Here is an 18,015-nt window from a genome sequence, read left to right as displayed (position 1 = left end):
ATGGGCGGCCCCCCGGGTGGATCGCCGCGTTCCGTCAGGATCCGCCCCCGCCGTCCGGTCCGCCACCCGGGGCCGCGGCCCGCCGTCCGCAGGCGGCCCTCCGCCCGGCGTGGTACAAGGGCGGCATGGCCCCCACGGCCCCCCACGCGCCGCCGCTCGACCGCGGCCGTTCCGCCTTCGCGCAGCGGGCGTGGCACGACGCCCAGGCGCAGCTTGCCGCCGCCGACCTGGCCGCCCCGCTGAGCCCCGAGGACCTGGAGCGCCTCGCCGTCGCCGCGCATCTGGCCGGCGAGGATCTCGGCAGCGAAGAGACCTGGATCCGCGCCCACCACGCCTGGCTGCTCCGGGGCGAGCGGCCGCGCGCCGCCCGCTGTGCCTTCTGGCTGGCCTACCGGTTGCTGGCCGCCGGTGACATCCCGCGCGCGAGCGGCTGGGCGGGCCGGGCCCGCCGCCTCCTCGACGAGGACGGCCGGCCCGACTGCGCCGAGCGGGGATATCTGCGCTGTCTGACCGGCCTGCAGGCCCTCTTCGAAGGCGACGCCGCCCGCGCGTACGCCGCCTTCGGCGAGGCGTCCCAGGCCGGGGAGCGCTTCCGGGACCCTGATCTGCTCACTCTGGCCCGCCAGGGTGTGGGCCGGGCGCTGATCCGCCTCGGCAGGGCCGACGAGGGCAGCGCCCTGCTCGACGAGGCCATGGTCGCTGTCGTGGCGGACGAGGTCTCCCCGGCGGTCGCAGGGGAGGCCCGCTGCGGCCGCGTCGAAGCCTGCCGGGAGATGCTCGACGTACGGGGGGCGCGGACGTGGACCGAGGCGCTCGGCCGCTGGTGCGCGGGGCAGCCGCAGCTTGTTCCATACCGGGGGAGGTGGCTGCTGCACCGCGCCGAGACGCTGTCTCTGCGCGGCGACTGGGCGGACGCGCTGGCCGAGGCGCACCGCGCGTGCGCCGCGCCGGGCGGGCCCGAGGCCGCCGCCCGGCGTCTGCTGGGCGAGCTTCACCGGCTGCGCGGCGCGTACGACGACGCCGAGGCGGAGTTCCGCCGGGCGGCGGACGCCGGAGCCGATCCGCAGCCGGAGCTGGCCCTGCTGCGGCTGGCGCAGGGGCGCACGGACGCGGCCGCGGCGGCCGTGCTGCGGCTTGCGGACGAGATGCCGGACGGCGGCGGCGTCGAGCGGGCCCGCTTCCTGCCCGCGTATGCGGAGATCATGCTGGCGTCCTCTGACCTGGCGGCGGCGCGCAGAGCCGCCGAGGAGCTGTCCGCGGTCGGCGCGCTGCTCGGCACGCCCCAGCCGCGGGCGGCGGCCGCGCAGGCGACGGGCGCCGTGCTGCTCGCCGAGGGCGACGCGCGGGCCGCCGTACCGGTGCTGCGCGGGGCCCTCGGTCTCTGGTCCGCCCTGGAGATCCCGTACGAGGCCGCCCGCACCCGCGCCACGCTGGCCCTGGCCTGCCGGGCGGCCGGTGACACGGAGACGGCCGCGGCGGAACTCGCCGCCGCGCGCGCGGAGTTCGCCCGCCTGGGCGCGGCCGGGGACCTGTCCCGGCTGGACGCCCTGGCGCGTGGCTGAGGAGCGCCCGGAGCGCCCGGCGCGCCGGGCCAGTTGTGGCCGGGGGCAAACACACGCGGCGGGGCTGGCACACGCGGCGGGGCGGACACGCGCGAACGGACGCGTGGTGCACGCGCCGCGGAGACAGCGCGGTTCGGCGGGCGGCAGGGGCGGGGCGTAGGGGATGAGCCCCTGCCTCCCACGTGTAAGCGGGCGTCAGATGCCCGTGCTGACCTGGAGTTCCTTGATGCCGTTGAGCCAGGCTGAGCGCAGCCGCCGCGGCTCGCCCGCCAGCCGCAGGTCCGGGAGGGCGTCCGCGATCGCGTTGAAGATCAGGTCGATCTCCATCACGGCCAGGGACTTGCCGAGGCAGAAGTGCGGGCCTCCGCCGCCGAAGCCGAGATGCGGGTTCGGGTCGCGGGTGATGTCGAAGACCTCGGGGCGGTCGAAGACCTCGGGGTCGTAGTTGGCGGAGGAGTAGAAGATCCCCACCCGGTCGCCCTTGGCGATCCGTGCCCCGCCCAGCTCCACATCCTGAGTGGCGGTGCGCTGAAAGGCGACGACCGGCGTGGCCCAGCGCACGATCTCCTCGGCCGCCGTCTGCGGGCGTTCCCGTTTGTAGAGCTCCCACTGGTCGAGGTGGGTGAGGAAGGCGTGCATGCCGTGGCTGATGGCGTTGCGCGTGGTCTCATTGCCCGCGACCGCCAGCAGGATGACGAAGAAGCCGAACTCGTCGGAGGAGAGATTGCCTTCGCCCTCCGCGGCGACCAGCTGGGTCACGATGTCCTTGGCGGGGCACTCCTTGCGGGCGGCGGCGAGGTTCATCGCGTACGAGACGATCTCCAGCGCCGCCTCCGCGCCGATCTCCTCGGTGATGGCGTACTCCGGGTCGTCGTAGGCCGCCATCTTGTTGGACCAGTCGAAGATCCTTGCGCGGTCCTCCTGCGGTACGCCGATGAGCTCCGCGATCGCCTGGAGCGGCAGCTCGACGGCGATGTTGGTGACAAAGTCGAAGCTGCCGTGCGGCGAGCGCCCAGTGTCGGCCAGCGCCGTCTCGACGATGGAGCGGGCGCGGCGGCGCAGCGCGTCCTCCAGGGAGCGCACCGCCCGCGGGGTGAAGCCGCGCTGCACGATCTGCCGGACCCGGGTGTGCTCGGGAGGGTCCATATTGAGCATGATCATCTTCTGGACGTCGATCCGGTCCCGGCTGATCGACTCATTGAACCGGATCACCGCGGTGTTGGTGTTCGAGGAGAACAGCTCGGGATGGGTGGAGACGTGCCGCACGTCGGCATGCCGGGTGACGGCCCAGTATCCGGAGTCCTGGAAGCCGGAGATCCCCGTCGGCTGGGCGCACCACCAGACGGGCGCGGTCGTGCGTGTTTCCGCGAACTCCGGGTGCGGGATGCGGGTCTGGAGCAGATCGGGGTCGGTGAAGTCGAATCCCTGGGGAAGGCGGGGGCAGGGGGGCATGGGCAACTCCAGGACTGGCGGAGGCGTCGGGCTGCCGGTGCGGAAGGCGACCCCGCCGGCCGGACGCGGGCGCGACGCGGACTGTCTGACGGCCCATCAGATTTAGTTCGCAAGGTAGTAACGGGTTCCGCAAGTGGCAAGAGTCGCGGCGGCGGCCGTTGCGCGGAGATGCCGTGCGCGGGCGCGCGTTGGGTGTGCGCCGGGCGGGCGTTGGGCGGGCGCAGGTGCGCGTAAGGCGTGCACGGGCCTTGCGTACCGCGGGTAAGCCTCTCCAGACTGCTGAGAGAACTAGAACGTGTACTAGTTCGCTCGCGGTGTGGCGCCGGGACGCCCCCGCCGATGCGCACCCATGGCGGATGCGCAGGAGAGGACGAGCTCTATGGCCGCGGAACCCGTCATCGTCGAAGCCGTACGCACCCCCATCGGAAAACGGCACGGGGTGCTCGCCAATCTCCACCCCGCCTATCTGCTGGGCGAGACCTACCGTGAACTCCTCGGCCGCACCGGCATCCCCGCCGACTGCGTCGAGCAGATCGTCGGCGGCACCGTCACCCACGCCGGCGAGCAGTCCATGAACCCCGCGCGCACCGCCTGGCTGGCGATGGGCCTGCCGTACGAGACGGCCGCCACCACGGTCGACTGCCAGTGCGGCTCCTCGCAGCAGGCGAGCCATATGGTCGCGAACATGGTGGCGACCGGGGTCATCGACATCGGCATCAGCTGCGGAGTCGAGGCGATGTCGCGGGTGCCGCTGGGCAGCGGCTCCAAGCACGGCCCGGGAAAGCCGTTCCCCGACGAGTGGAACGTCGATCTGCCCAACCAGTTCGAGGCCGCCGAGCGGATCGCGCGCCGCCGCGGGCTGACGCGGGAGAACGTCGACGCGCTGGGGCTGATCTCGCAGGAGCGCGCGGCCGCCGCCTGGGCCGAGGAGCGCTTCAAGAGGGAGACCTTCGCCGTCCAGGTCCCCACCACGGAAGAGGAGCAGGCCGCGGGCCAGGGCATGTGGCGGCTCGTCGACCGCGACCAGGGGCTGCGGGACACCAGCATGGAGGCCCTGGGCAGGCTCAAGCCCATCATGCCCACCGCCGTGCACACCGCCGGGAACACCTCCCAGATATCCGACGGCGCGGCGGCGGTCATGTGGGCGTCCAAGCGCATGGCCCGGGCGCTCAAACTCAGACCGCGCGCCCGCATCGTCGCGCAGGCGCTCGTCGGCGCGGACCCCCACTTCCACCTTGACGGCCCGATCGACGCGACCCGCGCGGTGCTCGGCAAGGCGGGCATGTCGCTCAAGGACATCGACCTGGTGGAGATCAACGAGGCCTTCGCCTCCGTGGTGCTCAGCTGGGCCCAGGTCTTCGAACAGGACCTGGAGAAGGTCAACGTCAACGGCGGCTCCATCGCGCTGGGCCACCCCGTGGGCGCGACGGGCGCGCGGCTGATCACCACGGCGCTGCATGAGCTGGAGCGCAGGGACCGGGAGTTCGCGCTGATCACGATGTGCGCGGGTGGGGCGCTGGCGACGGGAACCATCATCCAGCGGCTGGCCTAGACGACTGGCCTAGACGACAGGTGGACAACAGAACGGGCCCCGGCGGCCGACCAGGGGGATGGTCGGTCGCCGGGGCCCTCGTACCGCCGGACTGCGCCGTCAGCGGCTCAGTCCGGCGCCGGGCTCAGCGTCTGGCTCAGTACCAGTGGTTCGCCTGCCAGAAGTTCCACGCGCCGCACGGGCTGCCGTAGCGGTCGTTCATGTAGTCCAGACCCCACTTGATCTGGGTCTTCGGGTTGGTCTTCCAGTCGGAGCCCGCAGAGGCCATCTTCGAGGCCGGAAGGGCCTGCACCAGGCCGTACGCGCCCGAGGAGGAGTTCGTGGCGGTGTGGTCCCAGCCGGACTCACGCTCGACGATGTTGCTGAAGCACTGGAACTGGCCGGCGGGCATCATCTGCTTGGCGATCTGCTGCGGGGTCGCAGCGGCGGCCGTCGTGGTCGACCCCATCACCGCGCCTGCCGCACCCAGGAGCACAGCGGCGCCTGCGACGACGGTCTTCTGGCGGGCGGTGAAGCGGTTGATCAGCGAGCGGGACAAAGCGATACCTAACGTCGGGGGCATGGGGAGTCGCCATGAGCGGCGTGGCTGAGCGGGGCTCGTACGCCGGGCTCGAAGCCCTGCGCCGCCTGGCGACTCGAACAGTTGTAAAGCAGGCGTCGGGGCCCGCGCCGTGAGCGGGCTCACTACGGAAATACGAGGGAGAAGGCGATATACGGGAAGTACGGGACAAAAGCCCTCCCCCCTGGTATAGGGGGTGTTTCGCCTGGTGGGGGTGGGGTTGAAGGGCCGCCCGGCCCGCCCCGTACGACTACGAAGCCAGGCCGTAGAGGACCAACGTCCCGTGAGACGGCTCACCCGCCCGGGACCCTTCCGGACCCCCTCAACCGCCCCTCAGCGCGGCTCGAATGTGACCTGCGCCTCGAAATCGGCGCGCCGGGTGGCCCGGCGCAGCGCCTTGAGGACCGTGGAGCCGAGCAGCACCGTCAGCACGACGGTGAGCGCGGCCCGCCCCAGGTCCCAGCCCAGCGATGTGGCCAGGCAGTACGCGACGAAACGCACCAGGTTCTCGTGCACCGCCGCGCCCGGATGGAAGGCGGCCGAGCTGCTCGCCGCCGACTGGAGCAGCACCCAGCCCTGGAGGTTCATGACCGTGCCGTACGCGAAGGAGGCCAGGCAGCCGTATCCCGCGAGCATCAGCACCTCGCCGCGCCCGCGCAGCCTGAGCGGGGCGGGCAGCAGCCCCGCGCCCATCGTGAACCAGCCCATCGCCAGCATCTGGAACGGCATCCAGGGGCCGACCCCGCCGGTCAGCAGCGCGGACGCGAACATCGTGACCGAGCCGAGGACGAAGCCGAAGCCCGGGCCGAGGACCCGGCCGCTGAGCACCATCAGAAAGAACATCGGCTCCAGACCGGCCGTGCCCGCGCCCAGCGGGCGCAGCGCCGCCCCGACCGCGGCCAGCACGCCGAGCATCGCCACCGCCTTCGCGCCCATGCCGGTGTCCGCGATCGTCGCGACGACGACGGCGACGAGCAGCGGCAGCAGCGCCCCGAAGAGCCAGGGCGCGTCGGCGGCATGATCGGTGACCGCGCTGTCCGCGTCCGCCAGCAGCGGCCACCCGAAGGCGACGACCCCGATGGCGGAGATCAGCCCGAGAGCGACGACGGAGCGGGCCCCGAGGCGGATGGGCCGCGCGCCGCCGCCGCGGGTCCGCTTCCGCGGGCGACCTGCCGTCGCGGGGCCGGACTCCGGCGAGTGCCCTGGGGCGACGGCGCGGTCTGCCTTCGGCGAAGGGGCCGGATCGGGGGCAGAGGCATCAGTCCGCTCCGGGCTGCCGGATGGCGCTTCCGGGCCGGATGCCGATGGCGGCGCCGCATCGGACGCCGCCGCCTGGGCGGGTGCGGTACCAGCGGGGGTAGCCGGAGCCCGGACCGTCGTCCGCATGGGGTCGTCGGTCACAGCGCCTCCCGGACCTGGGTGACCGTGAGCCATGGCTGCGGCGCCAGGATCTTGGCCGTCTGCGGGGCGAAGGCGGGCGAGGACATCACGACCTCCGGCGTCGGGCCGTCCGCGACGATCTCGCCGTCCGCGAGGATCACCACCCGGTGCGCCAGCTCGGCCGCCAGCTCCACATCGTGTGTGGCCAGCACGATGGCGTGGCCCTCGGCGGCCAGGTCCTTCAGCACGCCGACCAGCCGGGCCTTGGCCGCGTAGTCCAGACCGCGGGTCGGTTCGTCGAGCAGCAGCAGCGGGGGCCTGGCCGTCAGGACGACCGCGAGCGCCAGGGCGAGGCGCTGGCCCTCGGACAGATCCCGCGGATGGGTCCCGTCCGGCACGCCCGGCAGCAGCGCGCCGACCAGGGCGCGGCAGGCGCCGGGCGCGACGCCCGCGTCCGCGTCGGCCGCCGCGCACTCGGCGGCCACCGTGTCCGCGTACAGCAGATCCCTCGGCTCCTGGGGCACCAGGCCGACCTGCCGGATCAGCTCCCGCGCGTCGGTGCGGTGCGGGGTGCGGCCGCCCACGGTCACACTGCCGGACGTCGGCTCGATCATCCCGACGAGCGTGGCAAGCAGGGTGGACTTGCCGGCCCCGTTACGGCCCATGAGCGCGATGGTCTCGCCCGGCGCGACGGCGAGATCGACCCGGCGCAGCGCCTCGATCCGCCCGCGGCGCACCCCGAGGCCCGCGGCCTGCGCGACGGCCCCGTCGCGGGAGGCGGAGACGGGCTCGTGCGGCGGGGAGACCGCGCGTCCGCGTCGGCCGAGGAGACGGCCGAGGACTCCCGAAGGGCGGGGCCGCGCATCAGGGGCGTACGGGACCGGGGCCGGGGGCCGGACCACGGCGGCCGCGGGGGATGCGGCGGACGCGGGGGCCGTGGAGGACGCAGCCACGGTCGGCGGGGCGACGGACGGCAGCGCCCCGGTATGCGGGACCGGGGCCGTCGCCGACAGCCGGTCGCGCAGCTCCGCGGCCCGCCGCCGGGCGTCACGGACCGACAGCGGCAGCGGGGACCAGCCCGCGAGCCGACCCAGGGCGACGACCGGCGGATGGACCGGGGAGAGGGCCATCACCTCGGCCGGCGCCCCGACCACCGGGGCCTCGCCCGGTCCGGGCAGCAGGATGACCTGGTCCGCGTACTGCACCACCCGCTCCAGCCGGTGCTCCGCCATCAGCACCGTCGTACCCAGGTCGTGGACCAGGCGCTGGAGCACCGCGAGCACCTCCTCCGCGGCCGCCGGGTCCAGCGCGGACGTCGGCTCGTCGAGGACCAGCACCCTCGGGTGCGGGGTGAGCACCGAGCCGATCGCCACCCGCTGCCGCTGGCCGCCGGACAGCGTCGCGATCGGCCGGTCGCGCAGTTCGGCCAGCCCCAGCAGATCGAGGGTCTCCTCTACCCGGCGGCGCATCACCTCCGGCGCGAGGCCCAGCGACTCCATCCCGTACGCCAGCTCGTCCTCCACGGTGTCGGTGACGAAGTGCGCAAGCGGGTCCTGGCCCACCGTGCCGACGACATCGGCCAGTTCGCGCGGGCGGTGCGTCCGCGTGTCACGGCCGTCGACGGTGATCCTGCCGCGCAGCGTGCCGCCCGTGAAGTGCGGCACCAGCCCGGACACGGCCCCCAGCAGCGTCGACTTGCCCACCCCGGACGGGCCGACGAGCAGCACCAGTTCCCCCTCCGGCACGGTCAGCTTGACCCCGTCCAGGACGGGGGTGCGCGCCTGGCCGCCGGGGTCGCCGTAGACCACCGACACATTCTCGAAGCGGATCACTGGTGTGGCTCCTTCGCAGGCACCTTCACAGAGGACACGGATGCGGATGCGGATGCGGGCATGGGCGCGGGCGCGGGTGCGATGAACGCGGGCAGCAGCCCGATCAGCACCGCCGCCGCGGGCCACAGCGGCAGCGCCGGCGCGACCGGCGGTACGACACCGGGGTGCAGCGCCGCCGGATCCGCCGCCCGCGCCCACACCAGCGCGGCGGCGACGGCCGCACCGGAGGCCGCGACCAGCCAGGACCGCACGCCGAAGCGGTCCGGGCGGTACCGGGTACGCGGGGAACGCAGCCCGCCCAGCCGCAGCCCGGCCAGCGCCGCCAGCAGCCCGGCGGCCATCAGCGGCAGCCCGTACGACGCGCCGGCCGCGGCCAGCAGCCCGTACGAGCCCGCGCACACGCCCAGCAGCCCGCCGAGCGTCAGGGCGTGCGTGGCGCGCCGCACCGCGGGCGGCACCTCGGCGGTACGCCCGTACCCGCGCGCGTCCATCGACGCGGCGAGCGCGACCGACCGCTCCAGCGCGCCCTCCAGGACGGGCAGCCCGATCTGCCCGATCGCCCGGAGCCCGCCGGCGGGACGGCCGCGCAGCCGCCGGGCGGTGCGCAGCCGCACCACGTCCGCGACCAGGTTCGGCGCGAACGTCATGGCGACGACGACCGCGACGCCCGCCTCGTACAGCGCGCCGGGCAGGGACTTCAGCAGCCGGGCCGGGTTCGCGAGGGCGTTCGCCGCGCCGACGCAGATGAGCAGCGTCGCGATCTTCGCGCCGTCGTACAGCGCGAACAGCAGCTGCTCCCCGGTGATCCGGCCGCCGATGCGGATGCCCTTCGCCCAGCCGGGCAGGGGGACTTCGGGGAGGGTCAGCAAGACGTGCGTCCCCGGGATCGGCGAGCCCAGCACCGCCGAGAACAGCACCCTGATGGCGATCACGACGAGCCCCAGCTTGACGAAAGCCCCGTACGAGCGGGCCCAGGGCGCGTCGGTGCGGCGCGCGGCGACGACGTACCCGGCGACGGCGACGATCAGCGCGAGCAGCAGCGGATTGGTGGTACGCGAGGCCCCCACGGCCAGCCCGACGGCCCACAGCCACCAGGCCCCCGCGTGCAGGGCGTTCGCCCGGTCGGCGGCGGGGGCGCGCAGACGTGCCCGCCAGGCGCCTGGCCGGACCAGTGCGCCTTTCCGGACCAGTGCGCCTTTCCGGGCCAGTGCGCCTGGCCGGGGCCGGGCGGCTGCCCGGGGCCGGGCAACGTCGGGCCGGTCAACGGCGTCGGCCGGGTCGCCGTGGTGTGCGTCGGCCGGGCTCATGGCCTGCGGCGGCGGGACTGCCATACGGCGGCCACGCCGAGCAGCAGCACCGCCGCGCCGCCCGCGATCAGCCCGAGCGACGGTCCGCCGTCCTCGTCCTCTTCGGCAGAAGAGGCGGCGGGTGACGCGGTGGCCGTGGCTGCGGTGTCGCTGTCGCCGTCGCCGTCGGCCGAAACCTGCTCCCCGCAGCCTGTCTTCGGGTACCCGGAGATCGCGCACAGCAGCGCATCGCCGTTGTACCGCAGCGGCTTCGCCACCGCGGCCAGCGCCTCCGCGCTCGTCGCGTCCTCGGCCACCCGGGCGCAGGCCGTCCGCAGCGCGGGAGCCGTCTCACCCTCGGGCGCGTCCGCGGGCACGCCGGGGTCGACGACGACCGCGACCCGCTTGACGCCGTCCTTCGCGGGCGTGTCCGCGCAGATCGCCGCGAAGTCGGGAGCCTCGCGCGGCTGTGCCGAGTCGCCGCTGTCCTCGCTGACCGAGAAGCGGTAGCCGTTCACCGAGCCGTCCGCGGGGCGGGCGGTGGCCGGGCCCTCGCTCGCGTACACCCATCGTCCGGCGTCCGCCAGCCAGAACGACCAGTAGCGGTAGCCGGTGGCGGCCTGCGCCGGGACGGCGGCCGCCACGGTGAACGTCACGACGGCGCACAGGGCGGACAGGAACGCGAGGAACGCGGCGAGACGAGGACGCGTCACGGCTGTCCGCCCCACGGCTGTCGGCCCCACAGCTGTCCGCCTCACTGCTGCCGGTTCTTCTTGCGGCCGCTGAGCAGGAAGCCCACGCCGACGCTCGCGGCGAAGAACACGCCGACGATCCACCACGGGCCGAGACCGGAGCCGTCGTCGTTCTTGTCCTTGTCCTCGTCCTTGTCCTCGTCCTTCTTCTCCTCGGCGGAGGCGGACGCGGAGCCCTGCGGGGACGCGGCCTCCGGCGCGGGGCCGGTCGCGTTCAGGGCGGCGACCAGGTCGGTCGAGCCAAAGCTCTTCGGGTCGGCCCCCGCCGCATGGGCGGCGAAGATCAGCTGGGCGTAGGCGGCGGGGCCGTTCTCCTTCGCCCAGGCGTCCGCGTTCTGCTGGAGCCACTTGAGCGGCTTCTCCGCCTGATCGCCCAGGCCCTGTGCGTACAGTGCGACCACGGCGTCGGCGGTGTTGCCGAAGTCCGGCTTCTTCTCCGGGTTCTCCGCGCCCGGCATCGGCGGGGTGTCGAGGTGCCCGGTCGCGGCGAGGGCCTTCGCGAGATACACCGCGCCGTTGTGCGCCGCGCCCTCGGCGCTGGTCGCTTTCGCGCAGGTCAGGCCCTTGGCATCGGCTGTGCCCGCGGTGGCGACCAGGCCCGCGCCGTGCGCGCCGAGCACCGCCGCGGCCGTCGAGTCGGCGACCAGGCCGGGGGTGCCCGGCTGGTACACGAACGCCCCCGCCTCCTCGGCGTCGCACGGCTGCGCGAACGTCAGCAGCGCGTCGTACGGCGTCTTGCCGCCCTTCGAGGTCACGGCTTCCGGCTTCTCACCGGCCGCGGCGAGCGCGCCGATCACGATGGAGGTGGAGTTGGCGTCGCTGGCCCCGCCGGGGTTGTAGCTCCAGCCGCCGTCCTCGTTCTGCACGGACTTCAGCCAGGCGACGCCCTTGTCGACGGCCGCGTCGTTTCCGTCGCCGCCGAGCGCGGCGAGCGCCTGCACCGCCGCCGCGGTGGCGTTGGAGTCCAGCGGCAGCTGGGCGTCGCAGTCGCCGGTCGCGTCCGCGCGGTAGGACGGGAAGCCGCCGCCGTCGCACTGCTGGCCGGTCAGCCAGTCCACGGCCTTGGCGGCCGGGCGCACCCCCACGGTGTCCTGGGCGAGCAGCGCCAGGGACTGCCGCCACACGCCGTCGTACGTGGGGTCGCCTGCGCCGTACAGGCCGGACGGCAGCGCCGCGGAGGGCGAGGGGGACGGCGACGCGGCCACGGCGGCCGGGGCTGCGGTGCAGACCAGCCCGGCGGCGGCGATGGCGGCGAGCACGGCGGGTCTGCGACGGCGAACGGTGGTCATGGCGGCTGTGCCTCTCCTGCGTGGGCCGGGCACGGGCACACGGAAGGCACCAGGGCTCCGGCTCCGTAATGCCTCGACGGTGCCGACCGCCGGCGGGCTGCCGACGGCGTGAGCCGGTCATTGAACGCATACGGGGCATTCCGGCTCACCGGCTGCGAGGCAGACGGCTCACGGTTGCGGGGTCAGCGCCGGAATTGCACCGGCTTCCCCCCGTACGCGCATGATGACGACGCGCACACTCTACCGGCAGGTCATCTGACGGCCCGGTGCCCGCCCCCTCCGCCGCTCCTTCGCCGCCCCGCTGCCCCTCCGCTTGCCGCCCCTCCGCTCACTGCTCACTGTTCACCGCTCACACGGCGACGTACGCCGCGGGCTCACTGCCCGGGACGGCCTCGGCGCGGCCCAGCTTCACCAGCCGCCGCAGATGTGCCTCCGCCTCCGACACGGCGATGTTGCGGGAGCCGTGCGGGATCTGCTCCCACGGTCTGTTCCAGTCCATCCGCTCCGCGGCCTGCCAGGGCGTGAGGGGCCGCTCCAGCAGCCCGAGCAGGGCGGTCAGCCGGGCCTCGTGGTGGGCGAGCAGCTCCCGTACGCGCGCGGGCGCGCCGGTGAAGGCGTGCTGATGGGAGGGGAGGACCTCGGCGGGGCCGAGCCGGCCGACCCGTTCCAGGGAGTCGAGGTAGTCGCCGAGGGGGTCGGTGACGGTGGCGTCGTCGGGGTCCTCGTACAGCCCGATGTGCGGGGTGATCTCCGGCAGCAGATGGTCGCCGGAGAACAGCCTGCCGTGGCCCGGCAGCCGAGCCGGATGGTCCTCTTCGAGATGGAGGCAGACATGTCCGGGGGTGTGGCCGGGCGTCCACACGGCGCGCAGCCGCCGCCCGGCCAGATCCAGCAGCTCCCCCGGTGCGATCCCGCGGTCGGGCAGCGCGGGCCGCAGCCCGGGCAGCTCACCGCTGCGCCCGGCCGCGCGGGCGGCGCGCAGCGGGGCGATGTGCTCCTCGGGGGCCCCGGCGCGCTCCAGCTTGTCCGCGAGATAGTCCAGCCACAGACCCGGCTCCGCGGCCCGGGTGCGGCGCACCACTGCGGCGTCTGCGGCGTGCATCGCGATCCACGCCCCGGATGCCTCCCGCACCCGCCCCGACAGCCCGTGGTGGTCGGGGTGATGGTGGGTGACGACCACCCCGTGCAGCTCGGCGGCCGACGTCCCGAGCGCGGCCAGCCCGTCGCTCAGGGCGTCCCAGGATGCCGGGTCGTCCCAGCCGGCGTCGATGAGGACGGGACCGCGGCCGGTGTCGAGGAGATGGACGAGCGTATGCCCGAGGGGATTGCCGGGGATGGGCACGGCGATGGACCAGACGCCTCCGCCGTGCGCGATGACGTGGGACATGGGCGTCTCATCTCCGGTCGGCGGCACGGCCATTGCCCACTATAACTAGAACTGGTATCAGTTCTGAAACGGTGTCAGCTCGGCTGTTGGAAGGCGGCGGCATGACCGACCTTGTGGAACACGGAAAGCTGTTCATCGGCGGGGAGTTCGCCGACCCTGACGGCGACGGGGTGATCGAGGTCGTCTCGCCGCACACCGAGCAGGTCATCGGCCGGGTGCCGCACGCCTCGCGTGCGGATGTCGACAGGGCCGTGGCCGCGGCGCGCCGGGCGTTCGACGAAGGGCCGTGGCCGCGGCTGCCGCTTCAGGAGCGGATCGCCGTGGTGGGCAGGATCAAGGACGCGGTCATGGCACGGCACGAGGAGATCGCCCGCTGCATCAGCGCGCAGAACGGCTCCCCTTATTCATGGAGCGTTCTCGGGCAGGCGCTGGGCGCGATGATGGTGTGGGACGCGGCGATCACGGTGGCGCGTGACCACACGGCGTACGAGGAGCGGCGCTCGGGGGTCCTCGGTCCGATCCTGGTGCGGCGGGAGCCGGTCGGGGTGGTGGCGGCGGTGGTGCCGTGGAACGTCCCGCAGTTCACGGCCGCCGCGAAGCTGGGGCCCGCGCTGCTCGCCGGCTGTACGGCGGTGCTCAAGCCGTCCCCGGAGTCCCCCCTCGACTCGTACATCCTCGCCGACATCGTCCGGGAGGCCGGCCTGCCCGAGGGCGTGCTGTCGATCCTGCCCGCCGACCGCGAGGTCAGCGAGTATCTCGTCGGGCACCCCGGCGTCGACAAGGTCTCCTTCACCGGCTCGGTTGCGGCGGGCAAGCGCGTGATGGAGGTCGCGTCGCGCCATCTGACCCGCGTCACCCTGGAACTGGGCGGCAAGTCGGCGGCCGTCATCCTCCCCGACGCCGACCTGGAGGCAGCCGTCGCCGGGATCGTGCCCGCGGCCTGGATGAACAACGGGCAGGCGTGCGTGGCCCAGACTCGTATCCTCGCGCCGCGCAGCCGGTACGAGGAGATCGCCGAGGCGTTCGCGGCCGCGGCGCGCGCGCTGGCCGTCGGCGACCCGCTGGACCCGGCGACCCAGGTCGGCCCGCTGGTCGCCCGGCGGCAGCAGCAGCGCTCGCTCGACTACATCAGGATCGGCCAGGAGGAGGGCGCGAAGATCCTCACCGGCGGCGGCCGCCCCGAGGGCCTGGAGCGCGGCTGGTATGTGGAGCCGACGCTCTTCGGCGGCGTCGACAACGCGATGCGCATCGCCCGCGAGGAGATCTTCGGCCCGGTGATCTGTCTGCTGCCGTACGGGGACGAGGACGAGGCCGCGACCATCGCGAACGACTCCGACTACGGCCTCAGCGGCAGCGTCTGGACGGCCGATGTCGAGCACGGCGTCGACTTCGCCCGGCGCATCAGAACGGGCACGTACAACGTCAACACCTTCAGCCTGGACATGCTCGGCCCGTTCGGCGGCTACAAGAACTCCGGCGTGGGGCGGGAGTTCGGCCCCGAGGGATTCGGCGCGTATCTGGAGCACAAGATGATCCATCTGCCCGCCGGGCACGGGGAAGGCTGACGCGATGGGGGACCGCTGGCATGTGGAGGTGGACCGCGGCGTCTGCATCGGCTCCGGCATGTGCGCCGGCCGCGCCCCGGACCGCTTCCGGCTGGACGCCGCCCGCCAGTCGCACCCGCGGTCGGCGGAGACCGATCCGGACGAGGACATCCTCGCGGCGGCGGAGAACTGCCCGGTGGAGGCGATCGCCATCACCCTGCGGGAAGGCGGGGAACCGGTGTTCCCGCCGGAGGAGTAGCCCGGCTCCCCGTACCGGTCAGCGCCAGGAGGCGATGGCTCGGGCGATGTCGCGGAGATCCGCTTCCTGGGCTCTGATCGCGCCGGTCAGCAAGTGGATCTCATCCGGCTTCGGAGGGGTGATGGCCTCGCCAGACGCGGCCATGTACTGGTCGGCGCATGCCCAGCCGATCACTGAGTTGTAGTCGGTGAACGGCCGAAGCAGGACAGCGCACTGGAGCAGCGTGGCCGCGCGGGCGGCTGGTACTTCGTAATAGAGCTGGCCATGGGGCTGCTCGTAGACATGGCGGTCGGCCATGACGTGGAGCGCGCCCCAGTCGGCGATCGGTGTGTTCAGGGGGGAGACGCGCGTCTGGATGTCGAGGATCCAGCCTGCGTCGACCCGGATGACAGGGCTCAACGCTGTCCCTCGGGGGCGTCCTTGAAGACGTCCATGTAGTAGGCGACGGTCTTGTCGGCGTCCTTCAGGAAGGCCGCGCGCTGGGCGTCCGCGACGATTATGTCGTGTGCATGGGCACGCATGGACTTGCCGAGCGAGGCGGCGTGCGCCTTGGCCTCGGCGAGCTCTTCGTCCGTGAACTCCACTGTGATCATCGGCATGGAGCGATGGTATCAAGCGTGCAATGGGTGGTGATAGCAAATGTCAATCGCCGGCTGACGGCGTCGTCAGGTCGATCAGCCGGCAGACCGTCTCGATATCGATCTTCACCTGGGCGATCGACGCCCGCCCCGAAAGCCAGGTGATCAGCGCCGAGTGCCAGGTGTGCTCGATCACCCGCACCGCGGACAGCTGCTCAGGGGTGGGGTCCTCCAGCCGCATCGCGTCCAGGATGATCGCCGTGGTCAGCCGGGAGACCGTGTCCACCTCGGGGCTCACGCTGCGGTCCGCGAACGTCAGCGCGCGGACCATGGCGTCCGCCAGCTGCGGCTCCCGCTGGAGCGCGCGGAACGCCCGCATCAGCGTCTGCGCAACCCGCTCCGCCGCGGTGTCCCCGGCGGGGGGCTTCTTGCGCAGTGTGGAGTGCAGACGCCCCAGCTGGTCCTGCATGGTGGCGACCAGCAGATGGATCTTGGACGGGAAGTAGCGGTAGAGCGTGCCGAGCGCGACTTCCGCCGCCTCGGCGACCTCGCGCATCTGGACGGCGTCGAAGCCGCCGCGGCTGGCGAGCTGGGCGCTGGCGTGCAGGATGCGACGGCGGCGCGCCTCCTGGCGCTCCGTCAAAGGCGGCGCGGCCTCCTTGAGCGGCGCTACCGCCTTTGCCCCCGTCCTCGACCCTGCCGGCGACTTCGACGTGGCTTCGGCTGCTGTCATCTGTCCCGTCGTCCCGTCGTCCCGTCGTCCTGTTCTCCGTACGCGTACGCACCACTGCGGGCCTCCGCGGGCGTCCGCGGACCGCACAGCATGGCAGGGCCTCCGCCGTGGCGCGAATCACCTGTTCCGGCCCTTACAGTGGCGCTACCTGCCGGTAGATTCGGAGCTCCTTGAGCGATCAAGTCTGAAACTTGTTCTAGATTAGCGCGAGCGGTTACGCTCCCGCGAAACGCAGCGAGAAGGGGGCCGCGAGTGACCGCTGAGGCCATAGCCGCGGGTCCCCGTGCGGACCGCGCCCGGGACAGGGGCAGCAGGACCGGCCGGGACGGCCGAGGCGACGGCGGCAGCGGCGGCGACGGTCCGCTGCGCATCGCCCTCCTCACCTACAAGGGGAATCCGTTCTGCGGCGGCCAGGGTGTCTACGTCCGCCATCTGTCGCGCGAGCTGGCCCGCCTCGGGCACCGCGTCGAGGTCATCGGCGCCCAGCCCTACCCCGTACTCGACGAGGGCGTGACCCTCACCGAGCTGCCCAGCCTCGACCTGTACCGCAGCCCCGACCCCTTCCGGACGCCGAAGCGCGACGAGTACCGCGACTGGATCGACGCCCTCGAAGTCGCCACCATGTGGACCGGAGGCTTCCCCGAGCCCCTCACCTTCTCCCTGCGGGCCCGCAGGCACCTCGCCGCACGGCGCGGCGAGTTCGACGTCGTCCACGACAACCAGACGCTCGGCTACGGCCTCCTCGGCGGCCTCGGCGCGCCGCTGGTCACCACCGTGCACCACCCGATCACCGTCGACCGGCAGCTCGAACTGGACGCCGCCGGGGACTGGAAGCGGCGCGCCTCCGTACGCCGCTGGTACGGCTTCACCCGGATGCAGAAGCGCGTGGCGCGCCGGCTGCCGTCCGTGCTGACCGTCTCCGGCTCCTCACGGCAGGAGATCGTCGACCACCTCGGGGTGCGTCCGGAGCGCGTCCACGTCGTGCACATCGGCGCCGACACCGACCTCTTCTCGCCCGACCCGGCCGTCCCCGAGGTGCCCGGGCGCATCGTCACCACCTCCAGCGCGGACGTACCGCTCAAGGGTCTCGTCCACCTCGTCGAGGCGCTTGCCAAGCTCCGCGCCGAGCACCCCGCCGCACACCTCGTCGTCGTCGGCAAGCGCGCCGAGGACGGGCCCGTCGCCCAGATGATCGAGCGGTACGGGCTGGAGGGCGCCGTCGAATTCGTCAAGGGCATCTCGGACGCGCAGCTCGTCGACCTGGTGCGCGGGGCGCAGATCGCGTGTGTGCCGTCGCTGTACGAGGGGTTCTCGCTGCCCGCCGCGGAGGCGATGGCCACGGGGACGCCGCTGGTCGCCACCACAGGCGGGGCGATCCCCGAAGTCGCCGGGCCCGACGGGGAGACCTGTCTGGCCGTCCCGCCCGGCGACGCGGGCGCGCTGGCCGCGGCGCTCGGCCGGCTGCTCGGTGACGAGGAACTCCGCACCCGTCTGGGCGCGGCGGGCCGGGCCCGGGTGCTGGATCGTTTCACCTGGGCGCGGGCGGCGCGGGGGACCGTGGAGCGGTACCGCGAGTCGATCGCCGCGGCGGGGGCGGTGCGGTGACGGCGCTCCGGCGCTCCGCGCCGCTGCTTCCGGGCCGCTCCGCGGCCGGGTGCGTGGGCCTGTGGCCCACGCCCAGGTTCCCGGGGTCCGGCTCTCGGCGCTCCGCGCCGCCGGCCCGGCTTGTGGGCCTGCGGCCCACGCTCGCGACGGTCCCCGGCACCGGCCGCTCCGCGGCCCGGCGTGTGGGCCCCAGGCCCCCGGTTCAGGGTCGCCGCGCCGCGGCCGCAGGGCCGGGCACCGGCCGC

At 73.6% G+C, this 18,015-nt stretch carries 16 protein-coding genes and 1 riboswitch; of the genes, 5 read left to right on the top strand and 11 right to left on the bottom strand.

The window, feature by feature from the left end:
* Positions 1 to 125: 125 nt before the first annotated feature.
* The gene (locus OF819_RS16560) at positions 126 to 1,562 is read left to right on the top strand and encodes a DNA-binding response regulator (RefSeq protein ID WP_267244308.1); all 1,437 of its coding nucleotides are present in this window, start codon (positions 126 to 128) and stop codon (positions 1,560 to 1,562) included.
* A 195-nt stretch (positions 1,563 to 1,757) separates the two neighbouring features.
* Here the strand turns inward: OF819_RS16560 and OF819_RS16555 are convergent, their stop codons facing one another.
* Positions 1,758 to 3,014 carry a cytochrome P450 gene (locus tag OF819_RS16555; protein WP_267244307.1) on the bottom strand — a complete coding sequence of 419 codons (1,257 nt, stop codon included), beginning with the start codon at positions 3,012 to 3,014 and terminating at the stop codon, positions 1,758 to 1,760.
* A 379-nt stretch (positions 3,015 to 3,393) separates the two neighbouring features.
* Here OF819_RS16555 and OF819_RS16550 point away from each other — a divergent pair, with 379 nt between their 5' ends.
* Positions 3,394 to 4,566 (top strand): steroid 3-ketoacyl-CoA thiolase, encoded by a 1,173-nt coding sequence (locus OF819_RS16550; RefSeq protein WP_267244306.1) that lies wholly within the window; start codon positions 3,394 to 3,396, stop codon positions 4,564 to 4,566.
* A 136-nt stretch (positions 4,567 to 4,702) separates the two neighbouring features.
* On the opposite strand, the gene OF819_RS16545 is transcribed toward OF819_RS16550, so the two are convergent.
* The 7 genes from OF819_RS16545 to OF819_RS16515 form a co-directional block, all read right to left on the bottom strand.
* Positions 4,703 to 5,104: a transglycosylase SLT domain-containing protein gene (locus tag OF819_RS16545; RefSeq protein ID WP_267244305.1), complete on the bottom strand. Its 402-nt coding sequence runs from the start codon at positions 5,102 to 5,104 to the stop codon at positions 4,703 to 4,705.
* A gap of 354 nt (positions 5,105 to 5,458) precedes the next feature.
* Complete coding sequence (locus OF819_RS16540) at positions 5,459 to 6,511, bottom strand: ECF transporter S component (protein WP_416370559.1); 1,053 nt, start codon at positions 6,509 to 6,511, stop codon at positions 5,459 to 5,461.
* Between the two features lie 11 nt (positions 6,512 to 6,522).
* Positions 6,523 to 8,337, bottom strand: a complete 1,815-nt coding sequence (locus OF819_RS16535) for an ABC transporter ATP-binding protein (protein WP_267244304.1) — start codon at positions 8,335 to 8,337, stop codon at positions 6,523 to 6,525.
* Positions 8,334 to 9,668, bottom strand: coding sequence for an energy-coupling factor transporter transmembrane component T (locus tag OF819_RS16530; protein WP_267244303.1), 1,335 nt, complete (start codon positions 9,666 to 9,668; stop codon positions 8,334 to 8,336). The genes OF819_RS16535 and OF819_RS16530 overlap by 4 nt, the downstream gene beginning before the upstream one ends.
* Complete coding sequence (locus OF819_RS16525; protein ID WP_416370554.1) at positions 9,641 to 10,381, bottom strand: SCO2322 family protein; 741 nt, start codon at positions 10,379 to 10,381, stop codon at positions 9,641 to 9,643. Before OF819_RS16525 ends, OF819_RS16530 begins: the two co-directional genes overlap by 28 nt.
* Positions 10,378 to 11,664: a prenyltransferase/squalene oxidase repeat-containing protein gene (locus OF819_RS16520; RefSeq protein WP_267244302.1), complete on the bottom strand. Its 1,287-nt coding sequence runs from the start codon at positions 11,662 to 11,664 to the stop codon at positions 10,378 to 10,380. Before OF819_RS16520 ends, OF819_RS16525 begins: the two co-directional genes overlap by 4 nt.
* 112 nt (positions 11,665 to 11,776) lie before the next feature.
* Positions 11,777 to 11,902, bottom strand: a riboswitch (cobalamin riboswitch).
* A 111-nt stretch (positions 11,903 to 12,013) separates the two neighbouring features.
* Positions 12,014 to 13,051, bottom strand: a complete 1,038-nt coding sequence (locus OF819_RS16515) for an MBL fold metallo-hydrolase (protein WP_267244301.1) — start codon at positions 13,049 to 13,051, stop codon at positions 12,014 to 12,016.
* A 101-nt stretch (positions 13,052 to 13,152) separates the two neighbouring features.
* On the opposite strand from OF819_RS16515, the gene OF819_RS16510 reads away from it, so the two are divergent.
* On the top strand, positions 13,153 to 14,616 hold the full coding sequence (locus OF819_RS16510; RefSeq protein ID WP_267244300.1) for an aldehyde dehydrogenase: 1,464 nt from the start codon (positions 13,153 to 13,155) through the stop codon (positions 14,614 to 14,616).
* Between the two features lie 4 nt (positions 14,617 to 14,620).
* Positions 14,621 to 14,854 carry a ferredoxin gene (locus OF819_RS16505; protein WP_267244299.1) on the top strand — a complete coding sequence of 78 codons (234 nt, stop codon included), beginning with the start codon at positions 14,621 to 14,623 and terminating at the stop codon, positions 14,852 to 14,854.
* Between the two features lie 18 nt (positions 14,855 to 14,872).
* On the opposite strand, the gene OF819_RS16500 is transcribed toward OF819_RS16505, so the two are convergent.
* From OF819_RS16500 to OF819_RS16490, 3 genes are read right to left on the bottom strand one after another with little or no spacing between them, the layout of a single operon-like run.
* Positions 14,873 to 15,253: a hypothetical protein gene (locus OF819_RS16500; protein ID WP_267244298.1), complete on the bottom strand. Its 381-nt coding sequence runs from the start codon at positions 15,251 to 15,253 to the stop codon at positions 14,873 to 14,875.
* Positions 15,250 to 15,453, bottom strand: a complete 204-nt coding sequence (locus OF819_RS16495; protein ID WP_267244297.1) for a hypothetical protein — start codon at positions 15,451 to 15,453, stop codon at positions 15,250 to 15,252. Before OF819_RS16495 ends, OF819_RS16500 begins: the two co-directional genes overlap by 4 nt.
* A 43-nt stretch (positions 15,454 to 15,496) precedes the next feature.
* Positions 15,497 to 16,165 carry a TetR family transcriptional regulator gene (locus OF819_RS16490; protein WP_267244296.1) on the bottom strand — a complete coding sequence of 223 codons (669 nt, stop codon included), beginning with the start codon at positions 16,163 to 16,165 and terminating at the stop codon, positions 15,497 to 15,499.
* Positions 16,166 to 16,417: 252 nt separating this feature from the next.
* Between OF819_RS16490 and OF819_RS16485 the strand changes: the two genes are divergently transcribed.
* Positions 16,418 to 17,770: a glycosyltransferase family 4 protein gene (locus OF819_RS16485; protein ID WP_267244295.1), complete on the top strand. Its 1,353-nt coding sequence runs from the start codon at positions 16,418 to 16,420 to the stop codon at positions 17,768 to 17,770.
* The last annotated feature ends 245 nt before the right edge of the window (positions 17,771 to 18,015 follow it).

The organism is Streptomyces sp. PR69 (assembly GCF_026420845.1).
In the GTDB taxonomy this organism is placed as follows: Bacteria; Actinomycetota; Actinomycetes; order Streptomycetales; family Streptomycetaceae; genus Streptomyces.
This window is presented reverse-complemented; position numbering and strand designations above follow the sequence as displayed.

Bases quoted from the DNA above. Each gene is read 5' to 3' on its own strand.
- OF819_RS16560 (WP_267244308.1), top strand. From the start codon at position 126: ATGGCCCCCACGGCCCCCCACGCGCCGCCGCTCGACCGCGGCCGTTCC.
- OF819_RS16555 (WP_267244307.1), bottom strand. From the start codon at position 3,014: ATGCCCCCCTGCCCCCGCCTTCCCCAGGGATTCGACTTCACCGACCCC.
- OF819_RS16550 (WP_267244306.1), top strand. From the start codon at position 3,394: ATGGCCGCGGAACCCGTCATCGTCGAAGCCGTACGCACCCCCATCGGA.
- OF819_RS16540 (WP_416370559.1), bottom strand. From the start codon at position 6,511: ATGCGGACGACGGTCCGGGCTCCGGCTACCCCCGCTGGTACCGCACCC.
- OF819_RS16530 (WP_267244303.1), bottom strand. From the start codon at position 9,668: ATGGCAGTCCCGCCGCCGCAGGCCATGAGCCCGGCCGACGCACACCAC.
- OF819_RS16520 (WP_267244302.1), bottom strand. From the start codon at position 11,664: ATGACCACCGTTCGCCGTCGCAGACCCGCCGTGCTCGCCGCCATCGCC.
- OF819_RS16515 (WP_267244301.1), bottom strand. From the start codon at position 13,051: ATGTCCCACGTCATCGCGCACGGCGGAGGCGTCTGGTCCATCGCCGTG.
- OF819_RS16510 (WP_267244300.1), top strand. From the start codon at position 13,153: ATGACCGACCTTGTGGAACACGGAAAGCTGTTCATCGGCGGGGAGTTC.
- OF819_RS16505 (WP_267244299.1), top strand. From the start codon at position 14,621: ATGGGGGACCGCTGGCATGTGGAGGTGGACCGCGGCGTCTGCATCGGC.
- OF819_RS16495 (WP_267244297.1), bottom strand. From the start codon at position 15,453: ATGCCGATGATCACAGTGGAGTTCACGGACGAAGAGCTCGCCGAGGCC.
- OF819_RS16490 (WP_267244296.1), bottom strand. From the start codon at position 16,165: ATGACAGCAGCCGAAGCCACGTCGAAGTCGCCGGCAGGGTCGAGGACG.